The sequence below is a fragment of the Pseudomonas sp. PA27(2017) genome, assembly GCF_001945445.1.
Classification (GTDB): Bacteria; Pseudomonadota; Gammaproteobacteria; order Pseudomonadales; family Pseudomonadaceae; genus Aquipseudomonas.
Genome location: NZ_MSXW01000046.1, coordinates 72,096 through 96,433 on the forward strand (window position 1 = coordinate 72,096; position 24,338 = coordinate 96,433).

The 24,338-nt window shown below is 61.2% G+C and carries 21 protein-coding genes and 1 pseudogene; 9 read left to right on the plus strand and 13 right to left on the minus strand.

All coding sequences use genetic code 11. From position 1 onward, the window contains the following. Window positions 1-33: 33 nt before the first annotated feature. The 6 genes from BVH06_RS18630 to BVH06_RS18655 form a co-directional block, all read right to left on the minus strand. Entirely contained in the window at window positions 34-684 is a 651-nt protein-coding gene (locus tag BVH06_RS18630) for a cytochrome c oxidase assembly protein (RefSeq protein WP_075935063.1), read from the minus strand. Further along, the gene (locus BVH06_RS18635; protein ID WP_075935064.1) at window positions 677-1,285 is read right to left on the minus strand and encodes an SCO family protein; all 609 of its coding nucleotides are present in this window, start codon (window positions 1,283-1,285) and stop codon (window positions 677-679) included. Before BVH06_RS18635 ends, BVH06_RS18630 begins: the two co-directional genes overlap by 8 nt. A 117-nt stretch (window positions 1,286-1,402) precedes the next feature. Beyond that, the gene (locus tag BVH06_RS18640) at window positions 1,403-1,951 is read right to left on the minus strand and encodes a hypothetical protein (RefSeq protein WP_075935065.1); all 549 of its coding nucleotides are present in this window, start codon (window positions 1,949-1,951) and stop codon (window positions 1,403-1,405) included. Between the two features lie 73 nt (window positions 1,952-2,024). Then, the gene (locus BVH06_RS18645; RefSeq protein ID WP_075932028.1) at window positions 2,025-2,534 is read right to left on the minus strand and encodes a ferritin-like domain-containing protein; all 510 of its coding nucleotides are present in this window, start codon (window positions 2,532-2,534) and stop codon (window positions 2,025-2,027) included. 265 nt (window positions 2,535-2,799) lie between these two features. Next, on the minus strand, window positions 2,800-3,153 hold the full coding sequence (locus BVH06_RS18650) for a DUF3509 domain-containing protein (RefSeq protein WP_075935066.1): 354 nt from the start codon (window positions 3,151-3,153) through the stop codon (window positions 2,800-2,802). A gap of 334 nt (window positions 3,154-3,487) precedes the next feature. Next, window positions 3,488-4,654 (minus strand): zinc-dependent alcohol dehydrogenase, encoded by a 1,167-nt coding sequence (locus tag BVH06_RS18655; RefSeq protein ID WP_075935067.1) that lies wholly within the window; start codon window positions 4,652-4,654, stop codon window positions 3,488-3,490. Window positions 4,655-4,929: 275 nt separating this feature from the next. Between BVH06_RS18655 and BVH06_RS18660 the strand changes: the two genes are divergently transcribed. The 3 genes from BVH06_RS18660 (at window position 4,930) to BVH06_RS18670 (ending at window position 9,493) form a co-directional block, all read left to right on the plus strand. Next, window positions 4,930-5,967: a LacI family DNA-binding transcriptional regulator gene (locus BVH06_RS18660; protein ID WP_075935068.1), complete on the plus strand. Its 1,038-nt coding sequence runs from the start codon at window positions 4,930-4,932 to the stop codon at window positions 5,965-5,967. 311 nt (window positions 5,968-6,278) lie between these two features. Beyond that, entirely contained in the window at window positions 6,279-7,439 is a 1,161-nt protein-coding gene (locus BVH06_RS18665; RefSeq protein ID WP_075935069.1) for a mandelate racemase/muconate lactonizing enzyme family protein, read from the plus strand. A gap of 254 nt (window positions 7,440-7,693) precedes the next feature. Further along, entirely contained in the window at window positions 7,694-9,493 is a 1,800-nt protein-coding gene (locus tag BVH06_RS18670) for a methyl-accepting chemotaxis protein (RefSeq protein ID WP_075935070.1), read from the plus strand. Window positions 9,494-9,573: 80 nt separating this feature from the next. Here the strand turns inward: BVH06_RS18670 and BVH06_RS18675 are convergent, their stop codons facing one another. Beyond that, window positions 9,574-9,915 (minus strand): hypothetical protein, encoded by a 342-nt coding sequence (locus BVH06_RS18675; RefSeq protein ID WP_075935071.1) that lies wholly within the window; start codon window positions 9,913-9,915, stop codon window positions 9,574-9,576. 417 nt (window positions 9,916-10,332) lie between these two features. Here BVH06_RS18675 and BVH06_RS18680 point away from each other — a divergent pair, with 417 nt between their 5' ends. Then, entirely contained in the window at window positions 10,333-10,557 is a 225-nt protein-coding gene (locus BVH06_RS18680; protein WP_075932036.1) for a PLD nuclease N-terminal domain-containing protein, read from the plus strand. 79 nt (window positions 10,558-10,636) lie between these two features. Beyond that, on the plus strand, window positions 10,637-10,903 hold the full coding sequence (locus tag BVH06_RS18685) for a DUF1652 domain-containing protein (protein WP_168172932.1): 267 nt from the start codon (window positions 10,637-10,639) through the stop codon (window positions 10,901-10,903). A gap of 3 nt (window positions 10,904-10,906) precedes the next feature. Here the strand turns inward: BVH06_RS18685 and BVH06_RS18690 are convergent, their stop codons facing one another. Then, window positions 10,907-11,344 (minus strand): hypothetical protein, encoded by a 438-nt coding sequence (locus BVH06_RS18690; protein WP_075935073.1) that lies wholly within the window; start codon window positions 11,342-11,344, stop codon window positions 10,907-10,909. Window positions 11,345-11,561: 217 nt separating this feature from the next. Here BVH06_RS18690 and BVH06_RS18695 point away from each other — a divergent pair, with 217 nt between their 5' ends. Further along, window positions 11,562-11,780 carry a hypothetical protein gene (locus BVH06_RS18695; RefSeq protein WP_075932039.1) on the plus strand — a complete coding sequence of 73 codons (219 nt, stop codon included), beginning with the start codon at window positions 11,562-11,564 and terminating at the stop codon, window positions 11,778-11,780. A gap of 577 nt (window positions 11,781-12,357) precedes the next feature. Here the strand turns inward: BVH06_RS18695 and BVH06_RS18700 are convergent. The 3 genes and pseudogenes from BVH06_RS18700 to BVH06_RS25515 all read right to left on the minus strand — a co-directional run. Beyond that, complete coding sequence (locus BVH06_RS18700; protein WP_075935074.1) at window positions 12,358-13,263, minus strand: SDR family oxidoreductase; 906 nt, start codon at window positions 13,261-13,263, stop codon at window positions 12,358-12,360. A 191-nt stretch (window positions 13,264-13,454) separates the two neighbouring features. Further along, on the minus strand, window positions 13,455-15,803 hold the full coding sequence (locus BVH06_RS18705) for an FdhF/YdeP family oxidoreductase (protein WP_075935075.1): 2,349 nt from the start codon (window positions 15,801-15,803) through the stop codon (window positions 13,455-13,457). 259 nt (window positions 15,804-16,062) lie between these two features. Next, window positions 16,063-16,185 (minus strand): annotated as a pseudogene (locus tag BVH06_RS25515) (hydrolase); the annotation flags it as partial. A gap of 121 nt (window positions 16,186-16,306) precedes the next feature. Between BVH06_RS25515 and BVH06_RS18715 the strand changes: the two are divergent. After that, window positions 16,307-16,861, plus strand: a complete 555-nt coding sequence (locus BVH06_RS18715; RefSeq protein WP_075935076.1) for a nucleotidyltransferase family protein — start codon at window positions 16,307-16,309, stop codon at window positions 16,859-16,861. Between the two features lie 132 nt (window positions 16,862-16,993). Here the strand turns inward: BVH06_RS18715 and BVH06_RS18720 are convergent, their stop codons facing one another. Further along, complete coding sequence (locus BVH06_RS18720) at window positions 16,994-17,902, minus strand: serine hydrolase (RefSeq protein WP_075935077.1); 909 nt, start codon at window positions 17,900-17,902, stop codon at window positions 16,994-16,996. A gap of 260 nt (window positions 17,903-18,162) precedes the next feature. Beyond that, the gene (hrpA, locus tag BVH06_RS18725) at window positions 18,163-22,194 is read right to left on the minus strand and encodes an ATP-dependent RNA helicase HrpA (RefSeq protein ID WP_075935078.1); all 4,032 of its coding nucleotides are present in this window, start codon (window positions 22,192-22,194) and stop codon (window positions 18,163-18,165) included. Between the two features lie 387 nt (window positions 22,195-22,581). On the opposite strand from hrpA, the gene BVH06_RS25520 reads away from it, so the two are divergent. After that, the gene (locus BVH06_RS25520) at window positions 22,582-23,469 is read left to right on the plus strand and encodes a sce7726 family protein (RefSeq protein ID WP_075935079.1); all 888 of its coding nucleotides are present in this window, start codon (window positions 22,582-22,584) and stop codon (window positions 23,467-23,469) included. Continuing rightward, window positions 23,430-24,335 carry a sce7725 family protein gene (locus tag BVH06_RS25525; protein WP_075935080.1) on the plus strand — a complete coding sequence of 302 codons (906 nt, stop codon included), beginning with the start codon at window positions 23,430-23,432 and terminating at the stop codon, window positions 24,333-24,335. The genes BVH06_RS25520 and BVH06_RS25525 overlap by 40 nt, the downstream gene beginning before the upstream one ends. Window positions 24,336-24,338: the final 3 nt, after the last annotated feature.

The following is a 24,338-nucleotide window of genomic DNA, read 5'->3' on the forward strand; positions in this document are numbered from 1 at the left end:
CACCGCCGGCGCGATGCCGGCGGTGGTGCTTCGCTATCCCTTCGCCTCGCGCTCCGGCGCCAGCAGGCGCGCGCCCAGCACCACTGCCCCGCCCAGGTAAGCCACGGCGCTCCACGCCGCCATCAGGATGCCGCCGAAGCGCTGGTCATCGAGTTGTTCGAAGCCGAACGCACCCAGGCACAGCTCAGCGGGATAGATCAGTTTCGGCGCCATGATCAGCACCACACCCAGCATGGTCATGTGCACGAACGTCAGGAAAAAGCCGAACATGGCCGCCGCCAGGCCACGGCGCGAATCGCTGGCGAACCCGAGCAGCCAGACGCCGAGCCCCACGGCAAGAAAACTGGCCTGCTGGGCGACGAAAGCCCAGACGTTGAGCGCCGCCGCTTCGTGCAAGGGCGGTGCATGCCAGCCCCACACCACCGCCATTTCGGCGGCGAATATCAGAGAGATCGCCGCACTGCTGTGGCGCAGCCGATCCATCCGCAGCCCGGCTCGGGCCAGGCCGATGGCCAGCAGCGGCGCAGCCAGCGCAATTACCCCCAAATGCAGCAGCATATGGGCGGAAAACGCCGTGCGACTCATCGCCGGCAACGGGCCCAACCAGCAGGTGGCCAGCACCACGAAGCCAAGAATCAACGGCCAGTTGCGCCCTGCAGTGCCTTTTCCGCGTCGCTCAGCCATCGCCTGAACGCCCCATCGCACTGGTGATTTCCCGGACCGCATCGGCTGGCGCCATTTGCAGCGAAATCAGGCTGGCCAGCTCCCCGTCCGGGCTCATCAGGTAAACCGAGCCGGTGTGATCGAGCATGTAGGTATCGCCCATCGGCACCTTGCGAAAATATACGCCGTAGGCGTCCGCCACCTGCCGGACCTGCTCCAGGCTGCCGGTCAGCCCGACGATGCGGGGATCGAAAAAGCTCGTGTAGGCGGCCAGCACCTCGGGCGTGTCGCGCTCAGGATCCAAGCTGATGAACAGCGGCTGGACGGCCGCACTTCGCTCGCCAAGGCCATCGAGCACCCTGGCGATCTGCAACAACGTGGTCGGGCAGATATCGGCGCAGCGCGTAAAGCCGAAGAACACCAACAGCCAGCGGCCTTCGAAGCTCCGCTGGGTAACGTCGCGCCCCTGTTGATCATGCAGCTCGAACGGCCCGCCGATGCGCTGGCCGGCATCGACGACGGCCGCCACCGGGATGCGTGCCGGCCACAGCTGATACGACAGCGGCAACGCGGCGAGCAGTAGCAACGCCAGGCCTGCGCTGGCGGCCAGGGTGCGGTTCACGTGGGCGGCCTCCTCGTCATGGTCGGCAGCGCGAGGTGGCTGCCTGCTGGTAGTGACCACGCCCACCCAGGCAGAGTGCAACCTGTTGAAGGTAACCGCGCGTCTGCGCCCGGCGCGTCACACCTTGGCCGACGACGACAGTTGCAGCCAGACCGAGAACGCACCCAGCCCGGCCCAGAAGATGGTGAACATCCAGGGAGAGCGCAGTGAGAAACGCAAGGACTTCAAATAGCGCTCCTTGCTGGACTCGTGCTCGCTGAACAGCGGCGATTCGTCATATGCATGGCCGAACTTCGGCTCGCTCTGCAGCAACTGCTCCTGCTTGAAATGCCAGTGCGAGATGATCGCCGCCGAGGCACGAATGCCCGGCCAGGCATTGAGCGAGCTGACGATGCCCAGCAGCGCCAGCAAGGTCGGTACCACCAGGGTGAACATGTCGCCCCAATCGGGATTGGCGTTGGCCATCGAAGAGGCATAGGCGATGACCAGAAACGACTGCGCCGCCAGGTAGGCGTTGGTACGGTCGGCCATCAGGTTGGTTTCGTACTGGATTTCCCGACGGTAGAAATCCAGGCGTTCCTTGGGCGTACCGAACATCAGCGAGTCGGACACTTCGCTGCTTTCGGCGGGGGGTTCGGGGTCGGCGGAAACGATGATTCGGGACAATTGGAGATTACTCGTACGGCGGTGATCGGGGTCGAGCGCGGCGCTTGCAGCGGGCTGCAGGCGCCGTCACGCATTAGCGCTTGGCTTGGGTGTCCGGCGCTTCCGAGCGGGTCAGGAAGGCATCGGTAAGTTCCGGCAGGTGATCCTTGATCCACTCGGCCATCGCCTCTTCCTGGGGCAGGATGGTTTCGCAGACTCGTTGAGTCTCCCGATCCCCCGCCGCCTTGGCCGCAGCGATCAGCACGGTGTAGGACGCGATCTCGAGGTTTTCGAACACGTAGCCGCTCATGGCGCCCTTGATCACTTCATCGCTCATCACCGAGCCACCGACAGCCTGGCCGAAGGCAGTCAGCTTGCCGGCGATATCCTTGAGCATCGACGGCTTCTCGCCGAGACGCTCCAGGCAGCCTTCCAGCAATTCGCGCTGGCCCTGGGTTTCCTCGATGTGTCGTTCGATACGGGTCTTGAGCTTTGGATAATGCTCGAGGCGCGAAGCCTGCGCCTTCAACATCTGTTCGGCCTGCTGTTCCATCGCATGGGCATCACGCAGCCAGCTCAACAGGTTTTCAGTCTTGGTCGCCATGATCGTTCGCTCCTGGGATATTCGAAGATTCATTAGTGGGAACGGGGCCATGAGCGATACGTTCGCAATTAAGGACGAGCGGTTATTGAATGAATCAACATTCAACAGAGCCTGATCATTCATTTGATATGAAAACCATACAACTCACATAAAACCTATACAGCAGGGCTTTATATATAATTATCCGTATAAAAAATAACGGCCAGCTACTTCATTGGCGCAAATAAAAAGCCCCGCGAAGTGCGGGGCTCGGCAGCGGTATCGCTCAGGCGGTTGGGCGCTGGCGACGATCCAGGTTGCGGCGCGTCCACATCAATTTGGCGGCAGTCGGGCTCACCGGTGCTCCCGTGAAGGTAGGCAGCTTGCGGCGCACCCAGCGGGCGCCAGCGCCCTTCCACGAAATCTCGCCGCTGACCAGCTTCTGATCGCGCTCGAGCTCGTGCGCCAGGGCATGCAGCTCGCTATGGTCGACCACGGTACGGCGATCTATGGCACGGCAAAGTTGAGTAGCGCCACCCTTGGCAACTGTCAGCAGAAATTTTCCATCCGGGCGCGGCGTCAGAGTGATTTCGTGATCGGGCAACGCAGACGCAAGCACTTCAATGGCAACAGCAGTCATCGGAAAACTCCCTTGGTGAATGACGATTTAACGTCACTCGGTAGTGCACACTGCATGCCAATACGACAACGTTAGCGAACACCTGTAAACAGGGCACTTTTCCGAACTTTCACCAGAGCCGATAGTGCAAAGTGCAAGATACAACTTCAAACGCACCGCATTTTGCATGCCATCAAAATACAACTATGCCGAATTGATTTACCGCCATATATAACCAACCATCTCCAGCTAATTTACAAAGCTTACGAAATTAACGAAGTGCTTTCTTATATAGGCAACAAGAACTATCTATTGGGTGCGAAGACCGCCCTCAGGCGATCCTCGCTACTACCACTCAAGGCCGCAGGATGACCTTGCGGCAATCGTCTTCCTGCTTGTCGAACAGGCGATAGCCTTCTGCGGCATCGGACAGGTTCATTCGGTGGCTGATGATGACCTCCGGCTGCAGCGCGCCGTTCTGGATGCGCTCCAGAAGGTCCGGCAGCAGGCCGTGCACATGGGTCTGGCCCATCTTGAAGGTCAGGCCCTTGTCGAAGGCGTCACCGAACAGGAAGCCATGGATGAAGCCCGCATATACCCCGGGCACGCTCACCGTACCGCCCCGCCGAACCGCGGCGATGCACTGGCGCAGCGCCTTGCCGCTGCTGCCCTCGAGCTTGAGCTGGGTGAGCAGGGTTTCCGTGGCACTACCCTTGGCCTCGAAGCCGACCGCGTCGATAGCGGCGTCCACGCCACGATAGCCTTCGGTCTGCTCGATGATCGCCTCGGCCGGGTCATCGACCTTGTCGAAATTGATCGGCACCACGCCATAGGTCGCCCGGGCATATTCGAGGCGGTACGGCTGGTTGTCGACCATGAAGATCTGCCTGGCACCGAGCATCCGGGCGCAGGCGGCGGCCATCAGCCCTACCGGGCCGGCGCCATAGATGGCCACGCTGCTGCCCTCCTTCACGCCACCGTTGATCACCGCCTGATAGCCGGTCGGCAGGATGTCGGTGAGAAACAGCACGCGCTCATCGTCGAGCTCATCGGGAATCTTGAACGGGCCAGCGTTGGCCTTCGGCACCCGCACCAATTCCGCCTGGCCGCCGGGCATGCCGCCATACAGGTGGCTGTAGCCGAACAGCGCGGCGCCGGACGGAATCTGCTTCTTATTGAGGATGGCGCCGCGGCCGTCGTTGGTGGTTTCGCAGGCGGCATGCAGGTTCATGTCGCAGAAGAAGCAACTGCCGCAGGCGATCACGAACGGCACGATCACCCGGTCGCCCTTGCTGACCGCCGTCACGGCGCTGCCGACCTCCTCGACGATGCCCATGAACTCATGGCCGAACACGTCGCCGTGCTTCACCTGAGGAATCTTGCCGCGGTACAGGTGCAGATCCGAGCCACAGATCGCAGTGGCGGTCACCCGCAGAATGATGTCATCCGCTTCCTGAATGACGGGGTCGGGTACGTTGTCGACGCGAACGTCGTGGCTGCCGTGGTAGGTCAATGCGCGCATGCTGCTCTCCAGAACGAGGGTTTGGGGTGCCTGTTCTAAAGTCCGAGGAAGCGCCGAATCCTTTAGTTCAGCCGCCAGGATGAGTGGCCTGCACCCGCCGCTTACGCTTGTGGGGCGGGGCTTTTCGGCATTTTGAAGGGTTCAGGCGAGCGGCCCCTGCCCGTGTCAGGCACTACAGCCGACGGTGCGGGTGACGGCCAGGCCTGCACGCCATTGCGCGCCGCCGACGCCCGGCTTGCTACTATCGCCAGCTGCATCCACCGCGCGAGCCCCCCATGAGTGATGACCGACCACCCCGCAAGCGCGCGAGCCTACCCGCTGGCAAGGCGCCGACCCTGGCAGACGTCGCCAAGGTTGCCGGGGTCTCGCCGATCACCGTATCGCGCACCCTCAACCAGCCGGAGATCGTGCGCACGGCACTGCGCGAGAGAGTCTTTCGCGCCGTACAGCAGACCGGCTACGTACCGGCCATGCTCGCCGGCGCTGCCGAGCAGCGCAGCCGCCTGATTTCGCTGCTGGTGCCGACGGTAGCCAATTCGATCTTCGCGGACACCGTACAGGCGCTGATCGATACCCTGACCGAAGCCGGCCACGAAACCCTGATTGGCCTGACCAACTACAGCGCCGAGCGCGAAGAGCAACTGCTCGACACCATCCTGCGCCGGCGCCCAGACGGCATCGTGCTCACCGGTACCCTGCACACCGAGGCCAGCCGCATGCGCCTGTCGCATTCGGGCATCCCCATCGTCGAGTCCTGGGACCTGGCGCCGCGGCCGCTGGACATGCTGGTGGGCTTTTCCCATGAAGCGGTCGGCGCGGCCATCGCCCGCTACCTGACAGCCAAAGGCTATCGGCGTTTCGCCGTGGCGACATTGGATGACCCGCGCGGCCTGCGGCGCTGCGACAGCCTGGCCGAGGAGTTGGCCAGCCTGGGCATCGACGCCGTGCCGCGCGTCGTACTGCCACCTCCGGCAACGGCCAACCTCGGTCGCGAGGGCCTGCAACGCTTGCTGGCCGCCGGTGAGCGCCCGGAAGTACTGGTGTGCAGCTCAGATACCCTGGCCCACGGCGTGCTGGTCGAGGCGGCCGAACGGGGCATCCGCGTGCCGGATGATCTGGCGGTTATGGGCTTTGGCGACCTGAACATCGCTGCGCACTTGCAGCCTTCGCTGTCCACGGTTCGCATCAACGGCGCCGAGATCGGCCTGCAGGCCGCCCGCGCCCTGCTCCAGCGCCTCGACCATCCCCATGAGGAACCGGTGAAAGTGCGCGTCGATACGGGCTTCAGCATCGTCGAGCGGCAGAGCGCCTGAGGCGCCGAAATCCACGGCTTTGCTGTTTGGCCGGTTGGTGGCGGGAGCGGTCGTTATTCGATCCACTGTAGTAGCCGCGACCTCGCGACGATTCGCTCAGGCACAGCCGAAATAGGCAGTCAGGCTGCAATCGTTTCGCCCCGAGGTCGGGGCTCCCACAGGTTGGTTTGAGTGGTCGCCTCTGCCTTGAAGCAGCCCTCAGCCCTGTTCAATCCCTTGAATGATTACCTAATCAGCTTAACGTCTGGATTCACGCCAGTGTTTTCAACCACCTGGCGGCCCCAACAAGAACGTCAAGCGAGGTAATCCGCGTGAGTGAACACACCCTTTCCCATGGCTGCGCAGACCAGGACCAGATCGCCTGGGTGCGCATCGCCTCGGTCTTTCTGCCCCTGGCCAACCCGATCAGCGATGCCAAGGTGCTGACCGGCCGGCAAAAGCCGATGACCGAAATCGCCATGCTGTTCGTGGAAATCGAAAGCAAGGACGGCCATCTCGGCCTGGGCTTCAGCTACTCGAAACGCGCTGGCGGCCCTGGCCAGTTCGCCCATGCCCAGGAGATCGCCCCGGCGCTGCTCGGCGAAAACCCCAGCGATATCCAGAAGCTGTGGACCAAGTTGTGCTGGGCCGGCGCCTCGGTGGGCCGCAGCGGTCTGTCGACCCAGGCCATCGGCGCCTTCGACGTAGCCCTGTGGGACATGAAAGCCAAGCGCGCGAACCTGTCCCTGGCCCGCCTGCTCGGCGCTCAGCGCGATTCGGTGCGCTGCTACAACACCTCCGGCGGTTTCCTGCACACGCCGCTGGAGCAACTGATGACCAACACCGACCTGTCTCGGGAAAAGGGCATCGGTGGCATCAAGCTGAAAGTCGGCCAGCCCGATTCGGCCCTGGACCTGCACCGCGTCGGTACCATCCGCAAGCACCTGGGTGACGAATTTCCGCTGATGGTCGACGCCAACCAGCAGTGGGATCGCCCCACCGCACAGCGCATGTGCCGACGCTTCGAAGACTTCAACCTGGTGTGGATCGAGGAGCCGCTCGACTGCTACGACGCCGAAGGCCACGCCGCCCTGGCCGCTGCGTTCGACACGCCGATCGCCACCGGTGAGATGCTCACCAGCGTGGCCGAGCATGCCGAGTTCATCAAAACCCGCGGCGCCGACTACCTGATGCCCGATGCGCCGCGGGTTGGCGGTATCACCCCGTTCCTGAAGATCGCCGCCATGGCCGAGCAGGCCGGCCTGATGCTCGCGCCACACTTCGCCATGGAGCTGCACGTGCACCTGGCTGCTACCTACCCGACCGAGCCCTGGGTGGAGCATTTCGAGTGGCTGGAGCCACTGTTCAACGAACGCCTGGAAACCCGAGACGGCCGCATGCTGGTGCCGAACCGGCCGGGCCTGGGCCTATCCCTCAGTGAGCGGGTGGCCGGATGGACCGCCCAGCAGGCGGAATTCGGCCAGCGCGGCTAAGCTTCCCACAACGCGAAAACGCTACCGGCCCAGTGCCGGTAGCGTCGTTTGCGCAAGAAACGATTGACGCCATTTTTTTGTGCAATGGCCCTTTAACAGCAAACGTCGAGGTACTACACTTCGCGCCCCTCGCGGTGGAACATCCTATAAATCGCGTGGAACGTCGGCGAACAGAGCGCCTGGTATTAAAGGTTCCGCGGCTCTGGTCGAAGTAATGGAAACCCAAGGATCTTTTCTCTGTCAGGAGCTGCGGCATGCAGTCGTTAAAGTCGCTGTACGATTCCATCGAGATGCACTTTTTCGATACCTTGACCAAGAAATTATCCAGCCTCTTCCTGTTGGTGCTGGTCAGCGGCCTGCTGGTCTGGGTAGCCCTCAGCCTGCGTGACGACATCGTACAGTTGCTGCACGGCGCGCAAATCGACCCGGCCCTGCTCAAGCAGGTGGAAGGCAAGCTCGACACCCTCGGCACTGCCCTGGCGCTCAGCGCGCTGTTCACCCTGGGCATGGTCAGCTTCATGGTCTGGTATTTCCGCCACCTGATCGTGCGCCCCGTGGACAACATGACCCGCGCCTTGGAGGAGATCGCCAGCGGTGAGGGCGACCTGTCCCGCGACCTGCCGCTGCTCACCCACGACGAAATCCGCACCCTGGCCAGCACCTGCAACCGCTTTCTGGCCAAGCAGCGCGAAATCATCAGCAACGTGCAGGCGCTGACCGTGCAGATCGCCGTCGAATCGGCCCGCTCACTGAAGAACATCAGCGACTCCAGCGACAGCGCCACCCACCAGGCACGTTTCGCCAACGAGGTGATGAGCGAGAGCAACAGCGCGGTCGGCCGCATCGAAGAGGTCTCGCAGCAGACCCAGGCCATCTCCACCACCACCGCGCACAACCTGGGCATGGCCCAGGATTCCTACGCGGAACTGCTGGAAGTGACCGGCAACATCAGCGCCATTTCCAACAGCCTCAACGAGTTCAGCACCCTGGTCTCGGCGCTAAACGAGCGTTCGTCGAACATCAAGTCGGTGGTCGGCCTGATCCAGCAGATCTCCTCGCAGACCAACCTGCTGGCCCTCAACGCGGCCATCGAGGCGGCCCGCGCCGGCGAAAGCGGCCGAGGTTTCGCAGTGGTTGCCGATGAGGTGCGCACCTTGGCGCAAAACGTCAGCCAAGCGACCGGCGACATCTCGCAGAACATCGACGCCATGCTCAAGGAAGTCAGCACCACCCACGAGCAGACCGCACGCATCAGCCAGAGCGCCCGGGAAACCCAGGTGGTGGTCGAGCGCGCCACTGGCCACTTCGAGGTCATGATCAGCGATTTCGAATCCACCAACGGCAAGCTGGCGGAAATCGCCGAGCACATCCAGCAGGTGGCAGATGCCAATACCGGCATCAATGATCGCGTGACCCAGATCCATGCCGACAGCCAAGCCATCGACCAGCGTATGCAGCGTTCGGCCACTGCCACCCGGGACCTGTCCGCCGTTGCCGAGCGGGTGCAGGAATTGCTCGGCCGCTTCGTGCTCGGCGAGGGCGAACTCGATGCCGCCATCACCCGCGCCACCGGGTGCCGCGATGCCCTGCAGACTCGCCTGGCGACTTTGCAGCGCGAAGGCGTGAACCTGTTCGACCAGAACTACAAGCTGATCGCCAATACCGATCCCAAGCAGTACATGACCGGCTACACCGAGCGCTTCGCGCAGATCTGCCAGCAAGAGATCGACCGCCTCACCAAGGGCACGCCTGGCGGCATCGTCACCTTCATCGTCGACACCAAGGGCTATTGCCCGGTGAACAACAGCTGGGTATCCAAAGCGCCGACCGGCAACCGTGCAGTCGACCTGCCGGTATGCCGCAACAAGCGCATGTTCTCCGACCCGGTGGGCCTGCGCGCGGCGAGCAACACCCAGCGCTTCCTGCTACAGACCTACCTGCGCGACACCGGCGAGATCATGACCGAGATCGACGTGCCGTTCTTCTTCGAAGGCCGCCACTGGGGCAACATGCGCATGGGCTTCGACGCCTCACGTCTGCTGGGCAAATCCTGATGTGCGCGAGTTGATCGGCCCTAACCCGGGCCAAAGAAAGCCCCGAATCATCGGGGCTTTTTCATGGGCGCATGATGCGCTCAATGCAGGGAATCCAGGTTGCGCCGCGACCACATCGTCTTGGCTGCGGTCGGGTTGACCGGCGCACCGGTGAAGGTCGGCAGCTTGCGCGACACCCACTGCGCCCCGATGCCCTTCCAGTTCACCTCGCCGCTGAGCAATTTGCGATCACGCACAATCTCGCGCTCGAGGGCACGGGCGCCGTCCTCGCTGTCCACGGCCAGCTTGTCGACGGCCTTGAGGAATACAGCTTCGCCTCCCTTGCTGATGCTCAGCAGGTACATGCCATCCGGGCGCGGTTTGATGGAAATATCGTGATCGGGCAGTGCAGTGCAAAGTTGTTCGATAACGGCAGTATTCATTTGGATGACCCTTCAGTGGTGGCAGGCGACTGCTTACAAGTACCAACAGACAGGTGCATCACATATGCCAACTTTATCGCTCAAGGAGTTCGCTGATTTCATTGATCATCGAGCCGCTTACGCTTGTGCCGCGCTCTTGCACTTTGCATGAATCGGTTTTATTGCACGGGCATCATGCATGCTCCAGCAAACGCCATTAAAAAGCGGTTTTAAAAGGCCATCATGGCCGAGCATCTTTTCAGGCGAACTTAATCAACTAAAGGCATTTCGTAATTGAACAGGGCTATAGCCCCGCCACACGCCGCAACGTTCGATCAAGCAATGGAGAACATCTCGGCAAGGCGCTTGCGACGTACTGTCCCAACCCGCGAACACCCCGACTTCACGGGCCTTCGCTGTAACGAAAGGAGATCCACCATGGGCGATCCTTCTGTGCTTTTCTGGCTCGGCGCATTCGTCGTAATCGGTTTCGTTGATCTTGTCACTGTCATGAATCTGTGGCGCAGTGAAAAGAGCTTCAATACGCGACTTATGTGGGCACTCATTATCGTGTTGCTGCCAGTAATTGGTTTGATCATCTGGGGCTATGCCGGCCCGCGCGGCATGCCAAAGCCCCCCACTTCACCGGAGCAAAGTAAGTAATCTCGATTGACAATAACGAACCGCCCTGCATTATTGCCTTAATAAAGGAGCAATGCCGAGAGCAATAATTGTGGCAAAGATGAAATTTCTGGACGCTGCTACGTTGCTGTACAACTATTTCCAGCCACTTATTGTACACGTGTCATTGGAGTCGCCAACGAGTATGGTCGTGCGGCTTTCGGAAATGGATTCGACGACCTCCCTCGAAGTGCGCGATATCCCTTGCAGGACATCGCTCACTCCAACGGAGGTTTTCGCTATCATCGAGCAGATCGAGGAACGCATCCGCCGTGAAAAGCCCGAGCTGTTCAACCGCCATTGCGTGAACAAGATGCGTCTGCCCTGAGACTCAAGCCTGAGGCTCGCGCTGGCGATCCTGGTAAATGGCATCGAGCAAGACCACCAGCTCGGCTGCCGTGGGTATGGTACGCCCGCCCAACTCATCCTGCACCGAAGCGCGCACACTCTTGGTAGCGAGCCCGAAGCGGCTCAGTGCGTCACTCATCGCCTGGTCATCCAACCCTTGTTGTTCGAGCAGGCGCATCAGGCTGTCCCACACGTCACGCAGGTCCAGCTGATGATCACGGCCATCGGGCCATGGGTGGCCTACTCGCGGTTCGGGATGCATTTCCGCCACGGTCACTTCACCTTCGTAGGCGCGCACCGAACCACCCTTTTCGGCGATGCGCGCATCCCGTGAGGCACGGTTCCAGGCAGCCTGCGCCAGTGCCGGCGAGGTGGTCGCGCATTGCAGTTCCTCGTCGAGATAAATCCTGAATTCGCCCATGTCGTTCTCCCATCGATTGATTGTCGACTGTCCTCAGATTCGATTCGGTCGACGCCCAGGGATTCAGGTTTTCTGCCGCCCGGAGGCTGCGAAATCAGCGTGCTTGAAGCATCCGGATACATACGTCGATTGTCCGAACTCAAAGTGCAGTCGAGGCCTCGTAACTATCAGGGGCTGCCTGACCAGCCCTTCGATCATCAACCAGGAGGAAGTACCCATGAGCCAGACGCCAATCGACCCGACTCCGCCGAACAGCCCTGCCAAGGACGTGGAAGGCGACAACGTCAACGTGGTGAAAAAGGAAAACCAGCGTCCTGGAGAGAAGACCGAGACAGTGGATCGGGCCATTACCCCGACCACCATCAAGACCAAGGAGCAGGAGGCGGAAAAGATCAAACAAGCGTCTGAAGAAGCGCGTCGCAAGCTCGAGGAATAAGCCCAGGGCAGCCTTCGATCATCGTGAGAGCCGAGCCCCCCCGGCGAATGGTGGTTACGGCGCCGTTACCGCAGCAAGGCCGCTATCGGTTCGCGCCGGGTCGGCGCTCCTACACGGACGGTGGGCTGCTTGCGATAACTGTGGGAGACGCGACCCGCGGCGAATGGTGGTTACGGCGCCGTTACCGCAGCAAGGCCGCTATCGGTTCGCGCCGGGTCGGCGCTCCTACACGGACGGTGGGCTGCCTGCGATAACTGTGGGAGACGCGACCCGCGGCGAATGGTGGTTACGGCGCCGTTACCGCAGCAAGGCCGCTATCGGTTCGCGCCGGGTCGGCGCTCCTACACGGACGGTGGGCTGCCTGCGATAACTGTGGGAGACGCGACCCGCGGTGAATGGTGGTCAAGACGCCGGTCCTGCAGCAAGGCCACTATCGCCATCGCGCCGGGTCGGCGCTCCTACACGGACGGTGGGCTGCTTGCGATAACTGTGGGAGACGCGACCCGCGGCGAATGGCGCAGGCAACGATACTATTTCGGAAACGGGCCCGCAGCGGGCGTACTGCGGGCCCCGGGCCTTACGGCAGCGGATTGCCGCCGGTCACCCCAAAGGTTTCACCGGTGATGTAGCTCGACTCCTGGGAAGCCAACAGCACGTACAGCGGCGCGCACTCGGCCGGCTGGCCTGGGCGCTTCATCGGCACCTGGGAGCCGAAGGTGGGAATTTTCTCCTGGGGTTGGCCGTCGCTGGGTTGCAGCACGGTCCAGATCGGACCCGGTGCGACCGCGTTGACACGGATGCCCTGCCCGATCACCTGGCTCGACAGTGCCTTGGTGAACGCGACGATGGCCGCCTTGGTGGAGGCGTAGTCGAGCAACGTGCCGGATGGGTCGTAGGACTGGATCGACGCCGTGTTGATGATCGCCGCACCCGGCGGCATCTGCGCAACCGCCGCCTTGCACAGCCAGAACATGGCGTAGACGTTGGTTTTGAAGGTGTGGTCGAACTGCTCGGTGGTGATCTCGGCAATATGCTTCTGGGTGATCTGCTTGCCGGCCACATTGACCAGAATGTCCAGGCCGCCGAGGGCGCCGACCGCATCGCGCACCAGCGACACGCAGAAGGCCTCGTCCTTGAGGTCGCCGGGAATGGACACTGCACGACGGCCCTCGGCCTCGATCAGTTTGATGACTTCCTGGGCGTCTGGCTCTTCCTCGGGCAGGTAGTTGAGCACGATGTCCGCGCCTTCACGGGCGTAGGCGATGGCTGCCGCACGGCCGATCCCGGAATCGGCGCCAGTGATCAGCGCCTTGCGTCCGGCCAGGCGGCCGAAACCGATATAGCTTTCTTCGCCGTGATCGGGCTCGGGAGTCATTTCCAGATCCAGGCCCGGCTCGGACTGATGCTGCGCCGGAAATTCCGGCTGCGGGTACTGGGTCAGCGGGTTCTGCATGGCAAATTGGTTGGAAGTGTTGCGGGTCATCGGACTCTCCTGCCATTTGGGTGAATGCACGGTTGCCGCCACGTCTGAAGCGCAATCGCTGCAGGCGAAATCACCTGCGTTCCAGATTGGGAGAAAAGCCCGCCGCTTGAAGTTCCACCCTCCCGAGCAGCGGGCATGAGCCGCTCTAGCACGGCCGCTTCGCTTGTTCCTACGACGAAACGGTGTGCTAATCAGCGCTGAGTGGCGATCAGCGTCGGTCGTGCATCGCCAGGCGCCACCGCAGTACTCGGGCTGAGTGTCACAGGGATGGATTTGGCGGCCGGCACCTTGCTGCGTTCGGCGTGGTGCCAGAGCGGCACCAGCGGATTGCACTCGGGGTAGTACGCCGCGCAGCAGCCCTGGGGGATGTCGTAAGCGAGAATCTGCAGCGGCCCGACTTGGCGCTCGACCTCCGGCTCCACGGCGGTGGTCACGTCCACCCAATCGCCGCCGGCCAGACCAAGGCGCACGATATCGTCGGCGTTCATGAAGATCACCGAACGGGTGCCATGCACACCGCGAAAGCGATCTTCGTAGCCGTAGATGGTGGTGTTGAATTGGTCGTTACTGCGGATCGTCATCAGTTGCAGCACATCGCGCCGCTCATAGGCGGCGCTCACGCCATTATCGGCGAGGAGCGGCTGCGGCACCGCGAACTGCGCCTTGCCGCTTTCGGTCGCCCACTCGCGCTGCGCCGCGGCCACCGGTCGTCGAAAACCGTCCACCTGCCACATACGCTGCTCGAAGTCGTGGAAGATCTCCGGATAAATGGCCGTGATGGCCTTACGAATGCGTCCGTAATCTCGTCGCCACGCTTCCCAGTCGATATTGACCTCGTCTGGTAGCGTGGCACGCGCCAGCCCAGCGATGATTGCTGGCTCCGACCGTAAATGCTCACTCGCCGGCTCGCTCCTGCCGCGCCAACCACGTATGTAGCCAGTGCTGTCCTCGACGCTGTGGCTCTGCTCGACGCCGTCCTGACGGTCAATCTCGATACGCCCCAGGCAGGGCAACAGCCAGGCCTGCTCACCGGGCAGCAGGTGCGAGTGATTGAGCTTGGTGGCCACCTGCACGTTGAGCGCCAGGCGCTGCCAGGCCGGCTCGATCTGCCCGGTATCCGGAACCGCGCGCAAGAAGTTGCCACCCAGGCTGACGAAGCCGCGCACCCGGCCATCGAGCATGGCGGTGCAGGCATCGACGGTGTTCAGCCCCATGCGCTCGGGCACCTTGAACTTGAAGTGCCGCTCGATCAACTCGCCCGGCACCTTGGCGGGATCCTCGGTAATGCCCACGGTACGCTGGCCCTGCACGTTGGAGTGGCCGCGCACCGGGCAAATGCCGGCGCCCGGCTTGCCGATATTGCCGCGCAGCAACAGCAGGTTCACCAGCATCTGCACGTTTTGCACGCCCAGGCGATGCTGGGTCATGCCCATGCCATAGACGATCATCACCCGCTGCGATTGCGCATAGACCAGCGCCGTCGCCTCCATGGCCGCACGCTTGAGGCCGGTGATGGCCTCGATCTGCGCCCACTCCTGGCCCCGTACATAGGCGATGAAATCGTCGGCGCCGCTGGTGTGCTTGGCGATGAACGCCATGTCCAGCACGCCGGGCTCGCCACGCTGACGGGCGGCATCGTGCAGATCGAGCAGTGCCTTGCTGACACCAACGATGGCTGCGGTATCGCCACCGATGGCGACCTGGTGATACTGGGTGCTGATCTGCGTGGAATTAGGCCCGAGCATCTCGATTGGCGACTGCGGGTTGACGAATTCCTGCAGGCCCCGCTCCTTGAGCGGGTTGAAGGTGATGATCGGCACGTCACGCTGTCGCGCCTCCTGCAATTGGTGAAGCATGCGCGGGGCGTTGCTGCCGACGTTCTGGCCGAAGAACAGCAGGCAGTCGGCGTGCTCGAAATCGTTCAGGGTCACGGTGCCGACCGGCACGCCTATGCTCTCCTGCAGGCCCACCGACGTGCTCTCGTGGCACATGTTGGAACTGTCCGGCAGGTTGTTGGTGCCATAGGCGCGAGCCAGCAACTGGTACATGAACGAGGCCTCCAGCGAGGCGCGGCCGGAAGCGTAGAACACCACCTCGTCCGGCTGCAGCGCACGCAGGCCCGCACCAATTTCCTGGTAGGCGGCCTCCCAGCTGGTTTCCTCATAGCGGTCGGTGCCCGGGTTGTAGCGCATCGGATGGGTCAGGCGGCCGTGCTTTTCCAGAGCATGGGCCGACCAGCCGCGCAATTCGCTGACGCTGTGCTCGGCGAAGAACTGCGGGCTGCTGCGCTTGGCCGTCAGCTCCCATGCCGTGGCTTTGGCGCCATTCTCACAGAACTCCACCAGGTGGGTATCGCCAGGTTTGGCCCAGGCGCAACTCACGCACGCGAAACCTTCGGGCTTGTTCTGCTTGAGCAGCGCAACGCCGATCTTTGCCACCGCTCGTTCACGCAGCAAGATACCCGTCACCGACTTGGCCGACCCCCAGCCCCCGGCGGCGTTTGTATAGGGTCGAAATCGAGTTTTTGGATCAGTCAACATATCCCTCTCCCACGCGTGGCTCGTTCTGGTACGACGAAGCCATCTCGCGAAAGGTTCGGCTAAAGGCCAGGCTGGCGGACATGCGATTAGTGAGGGCATATGTCGAACAAGCGAAACGGCGCACCGACGGGATTCTGGCAACGCGCGAAGGCACCTGCATGAGGTGCCTTTGCGGATGAGCCGGGCTTACTTGTTGGCGGTCAGCGCCGCGTAGCTGGTCATCAGGTTGCGGTAGTCCGGGATGTGATCCGAGCAGATCGATGTACTGCGCGTCCGGGAACAGCTCCTTCAGCTCTAGAACCAGCGGGCCGTTGGGGCTGGTTTCGAAGCGGGTGGTGAGGATGGTCGGCAGATTGAAGAACTTGGCGATGTCGGCCAGAGCTTGAGAGCCTACTCTAGGCTCGGTGCGGTCGCGTCGCAGTCAGTTTAGGCTGCGAGAAAAGGCCCGAGGTGCGCACACTGATCGACTTTCTGGCGGAAGAGTTTGGGCGGGGTGATATGGCGTGAGGCATTTCGAAAGCCTGCGGGCACTGTTAAGAACCGACTCGCTGCGCTGGCAGGTACTGCAGCACGTGCGAGCGCTGCATCTGCCTGATTGCTGGGTGGCCGCAGGCTTCGTACGCAGTGCCATCTGGGATCACCTGCATGGCCGCATTGCATGCTCTCTGCCGCCCGATATCGATGTGATCTGGTTCGATCCCGACAGTGCTTTGCCGGAGCAAGACGCCGAGCTCGAAGCCCAACTGCTGCAGGTCGATAACCGGCTCAACTGGTCGGTGAAGAACCAGGCACGCATGCACCTGCGCAACGGCGATGAACCTTATGCATCAGCAACGGATGCGATGACTCACTGGCCCGAAACCGCAACGGCAGTCGCCGTAAGGCTGGCTGCAGATAACGAATTGGAGATCGCCGCGCCCTTTGGTTTGGATGATCTCTTCAATCTTGTCCTGCGCCCAGCCGGAGCGTTTCAGGGGGAGAAGCGGCATCTGTTCGTCGAGCGGCTGCAGAACAAAAATTGGCTCAAGAAATGGCCCGGCCTAACCGTGCTCGACTAGGCCGGTAGGGTGGATCACGCTTCTCCGATCCACCGCCCTACGGTGCGCCACCCTGTAGCCTGGGTCGAGCGCAGATACCCAGGCATCGATCTACCGGGTATCGCTACGCTCGACCCGGGCTACGAAAGCCCATCACATAACTGCATGCTGAACAGACGCAAGTGCATGACGGATCGATGCAACCATCGCAGCCTCCACTTCGCCCTCGCTAACATGCTTCCCGAATACCGCGCAGGTCACCGTGCCGGCGTCGGTGACGCAACGGTAGACCGCAATCACACTACCCGGACCGCAGCCGGTATGACCGCATAGGGTTAGACCACCTTCCACATCGCCATGCATCAAGCCCAGGGCATAACCCGCTACGACCCAGGGCCGGCCTGCAAGTGGACCTCCCAATACGCGGCGTGTCTGCATCTCGTCTCGCAGCACCTGCGGTAGCAGGTCTGTACCTAGCAGCCGGTCCAGCAGCAGCGCTGCATCGGACACACGGCCAACCAACAGGCCGTGATAAACCCAGCCGGGGTGATAAGCAGCGGCGCTGCCCTTATCGACGTCGTGCAAATCTGCCGGCGTCTTGGCCAGACGAACACCTGGCAAACCGAGCGACTGCACGACCCGCTGCTCAATGGCTCGCTCCAGCGTAGTGCCGGTGAGCGTCTCGATCAGCCGAGCGATATACAGATAGCCGACATTGGAATAACCCCAGCCCAGTCCCGGCTGGTAACGCAGGCGCGTAGCGTCGAGGCGCTCAAGCATTTCATCCGCAGGCCAAGGCTGATCGCCGCGGGCAACGGCAGCGTGATAGTCAGCAAGCTCACCGTAGTCGGCCAAGCCAGCTTCGTGTCTCAGCAGTTGCCGCAGCGTGAAGGGCCTGGCAGGCATGACCTCGTCGAGCGACACCACCCCATCGCGCACCAGGGTCAGCACGGTCGCCGCCAGCACGGTTTTGGTGAAGCTCCACCAAGGTACGAGCGGCTCGGAAGATTCCGAGGCAGAGAGCTGGGCGTTTACAACCAGTGCGTTTGAAAAACCAGTCATCGGGCTCTCCGCCGCCCTGAAAGACGGCCTATTGTCTTTTGGTTCGATGTAACCCCGTAGGGTGGATCACGCTTCACCGATCCACCATCGCGGATGTAAAAAGCGACATCCGCCCTACGGGCTGGTCTACGCCCATGCCGCGCTCCCACACAGGCAAGAGCATCTCCCGCTTCGTAGCCTGGGTCGAGCGCAGCGATACCCAGGGCATCGATCTCCCGGGTGTCGCTACGCTCGACCCGGGCTACCAGAGCGCCAGGCGATCACCCCTCCACCTGACTCCACTGCTTGCTCAGGCGCTTGTCCGACACGGCCATCTTGGTGCCCAGCTGCTGGGCCCAGAGGGATACGCGGTACTCCTCGAGCATCCAGCGATACAGGGTCAGGTTGGGGTCGCGCTTGCCTTCCTGCAGGTGCTTGCCCAGGCGCGCCAGGTATTGCTCCCAGTAGCCGGCCAGCTCGCCGCTCCACACGCGGTCGCGCTGCAGTTGCGCGGCGATCTTGTCGAAGCGTTGTTCGATGGCCTTGAGGTAGCGCGGCAGTTCCTTGAGCCATTCGGCCGGGGTTTCGCGTACGAAGCCGGGATACACGAGATTGCCCAGCTGCGCCTTGATGTCGTTGAGCGCCACGGCCTGGGCCAGGTCGATCTTGCCCTTGAAGCGCTTCTGCAGGCCGTGCCACAGCTTGAGAATCTCCAGAGTCAGGCGAGCCAGCTTCTCGGCGTGCTCGGCCCAGACGCCACGCCTCTTCTCGGCCAGGGCGGCCAGGGCTGCGCCGTCACGGGGCAGCGACGGCTCGCCTTCGAGGATGCAGCTGTCGAGGCTGGCCAGGAGGATGTCCTCGACGAGCGCCTCGACGCGGCCCAGCTCGCGGTGCAGCAGGCCCAGCTCGGTCAGCCCCGGCAACTTGCCACGCAGGAATTTGGCCGGCTCGGCCAGCTGTTGCAGCAGCAGGCGCTGCAAGGCACGACGATGCTGGAACTCGGCCTCGGCCTGGGTCGGGAAACGCCCTTCCTTGACCACGCCACCGTCCTCGACCAGCGCTGGGAACACGGTCATGGATAGCCCGGCCACCTTCTGCTGGGTCTTCTCGGCAACCTGGGCAAAGCCCTTGGCTTCCACCGGCTTCTGCACCTTGTCAGCTTGCGGGATGGCCAGCGCGGCCTGACTGGCCTCGGCGAAGCGGGCGGTCAGCTCGGCCAGGTCGCGGCCTTCGCCGAGCTGCTTGCCATGGGTGTCGACCACTTCGATGTTCATCTTCAGGTGGTCTTCGAGCTGGCGGGTAGCCTCGGTCCATGCCTCGCCGTCGATCCGCGCGCCAGTCATGCGCTGCAGCTCTCGGGCCAGGCTTTCCGGCAGGCTGCCCTGGCCGAAGGTGAGCTTGCTCAGGGCGGCGCCAACGAAATCCGGCACCGGCACGAAGTTCTTGCGCAGCGCCTTGGGTAGGCCTCGCACCAGATCGATGGCCTTGGCTTCGATCAGCCCCGGCACCAGCCATTCCAGACGCTCGCCCGGCAGTTGCGGCAACAGCGGCGCCGGCACACGCAGGGTGACGCCGTCACGGGGGTGGTTGGGCTCGAAATGATAGGTGAGCGGCAATTGCAGCTCGCCGATATGCAGGTTGTCCGGATACTGCGCGGCGGTGACTTCCAGGGCCTCGCGGGCCAGCACGTCCTCCTCGCGCATCATCAGCAGTTGCGGGTCCTTGGCGCTCTCGCACTTGTACCAGCTCTCGAAGGTGGCGGCCTGATAGATGTCCTCTGGAATCCGCGCCTCGTAGTAGGCGAACAGGGTTTCCTCGTCGGCGAGAATGTCGCGGCGCCGCGCCTTGGCTTCCAGTTCGTCGAGCTTTTCCAGCAGTTGGCGGTTGGCGTTCAGGCACTTGGCGCGGCTGTTGATTTCACCGCGTACCAGGCCTTCGCGGATGAACAGTTCGCGCGAAGCCTGCGGATCGATGGGCCCGTAATGCACCGGGCGGCGCCCCACCACGATCAAGCCGTACAGGGTGACCTGCTCGTAAGCCACCACCTGGCCGCGCTTCTTCTCCCAGTGGGGCTCGAAGTGGTTCTTCTTGATCAGGTGCCCGGCCAGGGGCTCGATCCAGTCCGGCTCGATCTTGGCGACCTGGCGGGCGAACAGCTTGGTAGTCTCGACCAGTTCGGCGGCCATGATCCAGTTGGGTTTCTTGCGACCGATCACCGACGACGGATGCACCCAGAAACGCCGCTGCCGCGCCCCCTGGTAATCGCCCTCCTCGGTCTTCTGGCCGATCTGGCTGAGCAGGCCGCTGAGGATCGCCTTGTGCACTGCGGCATAGCTCTTGGCGCGCTGCGCCGCCTCGCTGGCCTCGGCCTGCTCGCGCAGGATCACGTTGACCTTGGTATCGGTGGTCGCCTGCACCGGCTTCGCCGCGCTCTTGCCGCCCTCGGCAGTTTGCGCCGCGGCCCTGGCGGGCGCCAGCTGCAGATCCTTGGCGAGCAGCACCAGTTGGCGGTGAGCATCGCGCCATTCGCGCAAGCGCATGTAGTTGAGGAAGTTCTTCTTGCACCAGGTGCGCAGCGGATTACTGCCCAGTTCCTGGCGTTTTTCCTCGAAGCCGCGCCACAGGTTGATCAGCGCGGCGAAATCCGAATCCACGTCCTTCCACTGCGCGTGGGCCTGGTCGGCGGCCTGCTGGCGATCCATCGGCCGCTCACGCGGATCCTGCACGGACAGCGCACTGGCGACGATCAGCAACTCCTGCAGGCTGCCGAGCTTGGCCGCTTCGAGCACCATGCGGCCCAGGCGCGGGTCGATGGGCAGGCGCGCCAGCTGGCGGCCCAGGGGCGTCAACTGGCTCTCGCGGTTGACCGCCGAGAGTTCCTGCAAGAGGTTGAAACCGTCGCTGATGGCCTTGCCATCCGGCGGCTCGATAAAGGGGAAATCCTCGATGCTGCCCAGGCGCAGATGCAGCATCTGCAGGATTACCGCCGCCAGGTTGGTGCGCAGGATTTCCGGATCGGTGAAGGTCGGCCGGCCGAGGAAATCCTCCTCGCTGTACAGCCGCACGCAGATGCCCGGCTCGACTCGCCCGCAACGACCCTTGCGCTGGTTGGCGCTGGCCTGGGAAATCGCCTCGATGGGCAAACGCTGCACTTTGGCGCGGTAGCTGTAGCGGCTGATGCGCGCCGTGCCGCTGTCGATCACGTAGCGAATGCCCGGCACCGTCAGCGAGGTTTCCGCCACGTTGGTGGCCAGCACGATCTTGCGCCCGGCCATGGGCGCGAAAATCTTCTGCTGCTCGGCGGGCGTAAGCCGCGCATACAGCGGCAGCACTTCGGTAAAGCGCAGGTTGGCCTTGCGCAGCACCTCGGCAGCGTCGCGGATCTCACGCTCGCCGGGCAGGAAGATCAGCACGTCGCCGGGGCGCTGACCGACGCTTTTCTCATGGGCGGCGATCTCGTCCAGCGCGGCGAGAATGCCCTGATCGACGGTCAGGTCGTCGAGCAGGCTTTCGCCCTCCTCGTCCACTTCCGCGGCCAGCGGGCGATACCAGGTTTCCACCGGGTAGGTGCGCCCGGAGACTTCGACGATGGGCGCATCCGGCCGCCCATCACCACCGAAGTGCTTGGAGAAGCGGTCCAGATCGATGGTCGCCGAGGTGATGATCACCTTGAGGTCGGGTCGGCGCGGCAGCAGGGTTTTCAGATAGCCGAGCAGGAAGTCGATGTTGAGGCTGCGTTCGTGGGCCTCGTCGACGATGATGGTGTCGTACTTTTCCAGAAAGCGGTCGTGCTGGGTTTCGGCGAGCAGGATGCCGTCGGTCATCAGCTTGATCAGCGTGCTGTCCTTGCTCTGATCCTCGAAGCGCACCTGATAGCCGACCAGCTCGCCGAGCGGCGTACCGACCTCCTCGGCCACCCGCGTGGCCACGCTGCGCGCCGCCAAACGCCGTGGTTGGGTGTGGCCGATGAGACCGTGCTGGCCGCGGCCGATCTCCAGGCAGATCTTCGGCAACTGAGTGGTCTTGCCCGAACCGGTCTCACCGGCGATCACCACCACCTGGCTCTTTTCCAATGCCGCCTTGATCTCGTCGCGCTTCGCGGCAATCGGCAAGGCATCGTCATAACGCATCACCGGCACGCTCAGCCGCCGCGCTTCGACCTTGGCGCACGACGCCTGAAAACGCTCCAACCACTGCGCCTGCTTGGCCTCGTCGGGCTTTTTCTGCAGCTCGTGCAACTGCCGACGCAAACGATGGCGGTCGGCGATCATGGCGTGGTCGAGGTTCTTCTGCAGGGCGGCGAGGTCAGTCATCTGGATCGAGGCAATCAGGGCAAAGGCGGGATTGTCGCAGATTACAGTGTAGGGCGGGCAGGCTATGCCGCAGCGGAGGGCGTGAAGGGGGGAGACAGATTTCAGCCAGAAGCGGACATTTAGGCTGACTGATTTTGTGACGTTTAAGCAAGAGCTGGGTACTCTTTGCCGGGTATCACTTCAGATACCGCGCTCCTGCCCATCATGGTGCAACGGCTGGTATATTCCGTTTCAGGGAAAGCTGCCTGCATCAGAGATGCAGCGCGCTTAGCGGCTGGCGTCCTGATTTGCTTTGTCTCCGACTCGACTTAAACGGATATAGAGCGGACTCGGAGACGATGAAAATGGTCGTAGACTGCAGAAATAACAGTACGTGAGGCTAATAGATTGTTAACCACAAGGGATGCAGCAAGACTATTCTCAAGCAAGCGCATTGCTGAGATTGCATCTGGAGATTTTTCTTATCTATTGGACATTGCGGCACTCTATCAAAATTCGCTTGAAGAAAACTTCACAGCAGCCGAAGTTATTGATCACGCATACTCCGAACTTTCAAGAAACTATAGGGGCGAGTATTTTTACAAAAACACAGTCGCTGAAAGACTGTTGCTTGGACGACATTCAGTTAACACTGCCACAGTTCTACCGGAGTTCAGAGTTGGACGTAGCAAGGCTGATTGCGTGATATTGAACGGCACTTCTACTTGTTACGAAATAAAGTCAGACTTCGATAACTTGGACAGATTACCAGAGCAACTTTCATTTTATCGCAAGATTTTTGACAAAACATATGTTGTCGTAGGCAAAGCCCATTTAAACAAGGTGCAAGGGCTTTGCCGTAATGACATTGGCATTATCGAGCTTACCCCTAAGAAAAGCCTGCGCATAACTCGAGAAGCAGAGGTCTCCAAAGACCCAGTTGACATCTCAATTCTAATGCGATCTTTACGGGTAAGTGAGTACAAGGAAATTGCCTCCACCGTTTCCAAATCGAACATCGACTACTCTAACACTGAAATTTTTTCTGCCTGTGAAGAAATACTTAAAAACTCCCCACCCGAGGATGTTCGAAAAGCATTTTGCTCTACTTTAAAAAAGAGCAGAAAAGTCGAGGGGGCGTATGTGCTTTCACTTCCTCGCTCGTTATTAATGGCAGGAATAGGATTCAAGCTGCGAGCTAATCAAAAGCGCGACCTTGTAGAAAACCTAAACAAAACATTCAGTAAGGATGCTCTATGTACTACCCAATTTTACGAGGTAAGCAATTTGAACTAATTGCTCTCAGAGAGCTGGCTGGGCACATTCAGCCTGACGTTATTCGCCCTGTGATTGAGCCTGTGAGAGGCAACCTGGCCCCAATAATCAAGACGTTAGAAGCACTATCCGAATCGGGGATAGTTCCTTTGGTGATAATGAACCCGGCCATAGGTGATTTTGCCAAGAGTTCTGATGGGTTGTCTGAGCTTACTAAAATCACCGCCAATTTCACTCCCTGCATAAAAGTAAGAGGCACTGATGACTTATCATTACTAGCTAAGCTTGAACTTTCCTTGTCTAATAGCGCAATCTTTATAGAGGGTGGAATAGACAAGGCGCTAGTTGACCGATTGCAAGAGGCAAGCTGTATCCTCGTGAACAAGGACAAAGTTCACTCAGGTGCAATATCACGCTTAAATAATGTTGTGCTTTTTGGTGATTTCTTTGAAAAGAAGATCCGAAATGCCGACTATAAAGAAAAATCCTTTTATTCTTCCCTTCACACTGAATGGAGGACTTATAAAAATGCTATAGGATTTGGCGACTATACCATCCTGAGTGAAGAGTACAGCGAGGCCGGTGGTCCGGCTTATGTGGTCACCATCCACCTAAGCTATGTTGATGGTGATGAATTTGATGCAATGTACGTTCGGCACTTTTCGTCTTTCAATGACGATTCGCCTGCAAACCCAGGGGGGAAATTTAAGTCGGCGCTTGATAAAGTCCATGAATACATAAATAAAAATCCAGGGATTTTCGTTAGAACAACAGGACTCAATGAGCTATTAAATCTTCATGGAAATCCATTTCCCGGATTAGGGCAAGTGAAGAAATACTCAATGAAGCATCACATTGAAACCACCTGCGAATTTGTTCGGAGGTGAATG